Origin of the sequence: Streptomyces sp. ADMS (assembly GCF_033441795.1) — a bacterium.
In the GTDB taxonomy this organism is placed as follows: Bacteria; Actinomycetota; Actinomycetes; order Streptomycetales; family Streptomycetaceae; genus Streptomyces.
The window spans coordinates 1-4535 of sequence record NZ_JAVFVX010000225.1 but is presented as its reverse complement, the minus strand read 5'-3'; the positions used below and the strand labels follow the sequence as shown (position 1 = coordinate 4535).

2 protein-coding genes and 1 pseudogene are annotated in these 4535 nt (G+C 65.8%); 2 read left to right on the top strand and 1 reads right to left on the bottom strand.

The window, feature by feature from the left end; translation table 11 throughout:
* Positions 1 to 628 precede the first annotated feature (628 nt).
* Together RB628_RS39430 and RB628_RS39425 are read left to right on the top strand one after the other, a co-directional pair.
* Complete coding sequence (locus RB628_RS39430; RefSeq protein ID WP_318325469.1) at positions 629 to 2305, top strand: Eco57I restriction-modification methylase domain-containing protein; 1677 nt, start codon at positions 629 to 631, stop codon at positions 2303 to 2305.
* A gap of 11 nt (positions 2306 to 2316) precedes the next feature.
* Entirely contained in the window at positions 2317 to 3042 is a 726-nt protein-coding gene (locus RB628_RS39425; RefSeq protein ID WP_318325468.1) for a PaeR7I family type II restriction endonuclease, read from the top strand.
* 72 nt (positions 3043 to 3114) lie between these two features.
* On the opposite strand, the pseudogene RB628_RS42840 reads toward RB628_RS39425, so the two are convergent.
* A pseudogene (locus RB628_RS42840) lies at positions 3115 to 4475 on the bottom strand (tyrosine-type recombinase/integrase); the annotation flags it as partial.
* Positions 4476 to 4535: the final 60 nt, after the last annotated feature.

Below are 4535 nucleotides of genomic sequence, written 5' to 3'. Positions count from 1 at the left end.
AGTGCCTCACCGGGCACGATGTCGAAGGGCCCCACCGTTCGCGGTGGGGCCCTTCTTCGTGCGTGGTCTCAGTTTTGGTCTCAGTTGCCGTGCTGCTTCGCTGCAAGCGCGGCAGCCGGGCGGCACGACCGGCCCACACGGGCACACCTCTGCTCGAACCCCGGAGGGAGCCATCCACCGCTCAGCAGCCGAGGATGCGCGGGAAAACGCGGTGATGGCGGCGACAGCGAAGGCAAGAGACGCCCATGGGGTGTGCACCATCGTCGTCACCTGCTGGCCGTGGGTGTTGACGAAGGTCGTCTGGAACGTAGCAACGCTCACGAGGTCAATCGTGCTGAGGGCCCTCCAATCGAGGTCAAGCCCGAAGGTGCTACTCGCAAAGTGCAGCTTCTGCCGGGTGATCGTCACGACGCTTTACGGATCTCGCTCCTATCGAGATCGATCTTCACGAGAGGCGGCACCAGCAAGGGGCTGGAGCGCACTCTCATTCACCGCGGTACGCATGAAGGTCAACCTCATGAGACCCACGCGCCCGATGCTCCGCGGTTGGAGGCAGATCACTCCGTTGAGCGCGGGCATCCCTGTGGATAACTCTCGTGGCCGAAATCCTCCCTAGTAGTGTCAAGACGTGGCCACTCCCCTGTTCTTCGACACCGCCCTCCACACCCTCCCTTCGGTCCCCGAGGAGGCCGTGGAGCACGGCGAGGTGTTCACGCGGCGCTGGGTCGTCGATCTGATCCTCGACCTCGTGGGCTACACCTCGGACAAGGCCCTCTGCGACTTGAACCTCGTGGAGCCGGCATGCGGCTCAGGAGCGTTTCTGGGAGCTGTGGCGTCGCGGATCAGCGCATCCTGCCGCGAACAGAACCGTCCCATCGGTGACGCGCGTGGGGCCGTGCGTGCCCTCGATCTGCTGGAGCGCAACGTCCACAGAAGCCGCGAAGTCGTCGAGAAGCAGTTGGTCGACGACGGCTGGCATCCTGCTGATGCCCAGCAGGTGGCGGCATCCTGGATCGAGCGGGGTGACTACCTACTCCAGCCCGAAGCGACCCAGCGCGCGGACTACGTGGTCGGCAACCCGCCCTACATCCGTCTGGAGGACGTCCCGGCGGACAGGATGGCTGCCTACCGTCACGCGTGCCCCACCATGGGCGGACGTGCAGACATCTACGTCGGCTTCTTCGAGGTCGCGCTCCGAAGCCTCGGGCCAGGAGGGCAGCTGGGCTTCATCTGCGCGGACCGCTGGATGCGCAATCAGTACGGCCGGCGGCTGCGGCAGCTGGTGACCAAGAGCTTCAGCATGGACCTGGCTCTGGTCATGCACGATGTGGACGCCTTCGACGACCAGGTCTCTGCCTACCCCGCCATCACGCTCATCAGCAAGCGGCCCCAGGGCACCGCCGTGGCAGCGGACACCACGCGAGCATTCGGCGCTCCTGAAGCCACCGACTTCGCGCGCTGGTACGCGACTGACCAGACAGGATCAGTCACGACACCGGCGTTCCAGGCCGCTCGCATGCCGCACTGGTTCCCGGACGAGGACTCCTGGCCGAGTGCCTCACCTGCCCGACTGGCAGTCCTCGAGGATCTGACAGAGCGCTTCCAACTGCTTGAGAGCGAGAAGACCGGTACCCGGGTCGGCATCGGCATCGCCACCGGAGCGGACAAGGTCTTCCTCACCGACGACGGCACGTTGATCGAAGACGACCGGCTCCTGCCGATGGCCATGGTCCGCGACACCACGAGCGGCACGCTCCACTGGAACGGCACCTACCTGGTCAACCCCTGGACGACCGGCGGCGCCCTGGTCGACCTCGCCGCGTATCCACGGCTTGCCAAGTATCTCGATGAGCACGGAGCCGCGCTGCGCAAGCGCTATGTGGCGGTCAAACAGCCCCACCGCTGGTACAAGACCATCGACAAGGTCGATCACACCCTGACCCGTCGGCCCAAGTTGCTCTTCCCGGACATGAAGCTGACGATCCATCCCGTACTCGATGAGGGCGGACTGTACCCTCACCACAACCTGTACTTCATCGTCTCGGACGTCTGGGACATGCGCGTGCTGGGTGGCTTGCTCCTCTCCAAGATCGCGGAAGCATTCGTGGAGGCTTATGCCGTCAAGATGCGAGGGGGGACCCTCCGTTTCCAGGCTCAGTACCTCCGCAAGATCCGAGTCCCTGACCCGGAAGCGATCAGCGAGCGCGACCGAGAAGCCCTGGCGGCAGCTTTCGACAAGCGAGACGTGAGGGCCGCCACTGAGGCCGCCCTACGCGTCTACGGACTTGCCGAGCTTCCTGACTAGGAGAACGGATCTTGACGGTCACCCGCCAGGACTTCGAGGACGCGATAGCGACCTATTGGGGCGCCAAGCAGCTGCAGCGGGAACAGTCCGCGATCAAGGCCGCGGTCGGCGCCGGCACCGCCGGATCCGTACGCGGTGGCAAGCACTTCGATGCGATCGCGATCCTCTTGTCGAAGTTCTTCCTCGAAGCCGGCTACCCGCCCGAGAACATCCGGGTCACCAAAAAACAAGGACTGGAACTCCCCGGTTACTACCGCCCCCAGAAGCAGTGGGACCTGGTGGTCGTCCACGAGGGCGTACTTGTCGCGGCCTTCGAGCTCAAGGCTTTGGGTGGACCCTCCTTCGGCAACAACTACAACAACAGGGTCGAGGAAGCGCTCGGCAGCGCGGTGGATCTGCGACGGGCCGCCTTGGCCGAGCTGTATCCGCAGGAAAAGCCCTGGCTCGGCTACTTCTTCATCATGGAGGACGGCAGCGGCTCTCGGAGGCAGGTCAACATCGCGGAGGGCGCGCTGCCTGCCGATTCGATCTGGCACGGCACTTCGTACCAGGACCGGTTCGGGATCTTCTGCGAGCGCCTTGTGGCCGAGCAGCTGTACGACGCCGCTTGCTACGTCACGTCCTCGGCCGAGGACCCCAAGCCCGTCGAACTGGTGAACAGCCTTGACTGGCGGCACTTCTCGGCTGCCATAAATGCCCGCCTCACGTATCTGAAGGAGCTCGGGCTTCCCGGCTAGGAATGACGAACGGGGCCTCGACCAACTTGGTCGAGGCCCCGTATTCGGTTCCCTTCGAAGGAGCGAGGACCCCTACCTCTGCCCGTCGCCGTACGTGCCGGGGTTCCGCGCGCGGTCCACAGCTTGTGCGCACGCCTCCACGTAGGCCGACGAGACGGCATCCTTGTCCGTGCCGCGCACTTGGGCCTCGATCTCCTGGCCTGGCCGACACGAAGTGTGCCAACGCACCGGCAGGTCCGTGTACAGGTCGGGCTCGAATTCCCATGCCCACGTTGACCATTGGGCTGGACTTCCGACGTTGAGCCGTTCCCCTCCGGCCAGGAACACGGCATGGGCGTGGTGCACCATCCGACGGTCAGGGATCTTGTGGCGGATGAACTGGATGCCGCCACCCGCCTCGTCCTCCCACTGTTCCCGCTCCAGCTCCTCGACCTGAGCCGCTCGCCCGGGCCGGTCCTCGCCCCATTGTGCAACCACCCGGTCCGCGTGCTCTCGGGAAGCGAAGGCCAGGCGTCGGCCACCGAGGTCGGCGAGGTAGACCGCTGAGTCGACCAAGGCAGAACCGGGGCACACGGCGGCCCCGGAGCCTGCCTCCACCGCCACGTCCGCAGGCGCGGCCCAGAGCAGGGCTCCGATCTTGGCGGCAGTCTGCTGCAGGACGGGTCCGGTCATGTGCTGGTAGCGGCGACGCATCCGAGCGGACTTGCCGGGCTCCCAGCCCATGATGCTGTCGACGACAGCGTCGGAGATCCCGAGAATCAGCAGGACAGTGGCCGCTGTGTGGCGGGCGTCGTGAAGGCGGCCGTCGCGGACTCCCGCAGCCTTCAGGAGGTCCTTCCACCGGTGGAAGTCGGTGTTCGGGTTCAAGGGTTCGCCGACCGGCGAGGTGAAGACATACCCCTTCTCCGTCCAGAGGTCCCGAGCGAGAGCCCGCTCTCGGCCCTGCTCCTCCTTGTGCCGGCGGAGCAGGTCCATCAGCTCGTCCGGAACGCCGATAGGCCGCTGCCCGGCCCGTGACTTCACGCTCTTGGTCTCGCGCCGACGTTGATCTTCTGCGGGCAGAAGCCGGGCTTGCGCCCGCAGCCGTGCTCGTAGCGGGGCCGCAGGCGGCCTCGTCGGACGCGGATGACTCCGAGCTCGAAGTCGACGTCGGTCCACTGCATACCGAGGACCTCGCCCTGACGGAGACCGAGCGCCAGGGCGATGACCCAGCGGGCCGCATTGCGGTGTTTCCCCGCCTCCGCCAAGAGCCGCTGGACCTCCTCGACCGAGTACGGCTCGACTTCGTCCTCTTCGAGGCGCGGGGCCTTCGCGATCGTCGCCGGATTTCGGATGGCGTGCCCTCGGCGCACAGCCTCGTTGAGAGCGGTACGGAGGGTGCGATGTACCTGGTGGGCGGTGCCGGCGGCGCTGCCGGTCTCCTGCATCTTCTTCTAGACCCGGACTTCGCGGGTCACCGTTTCAGGTTTGTGGCCAGTGGGTCTGTCCGATGT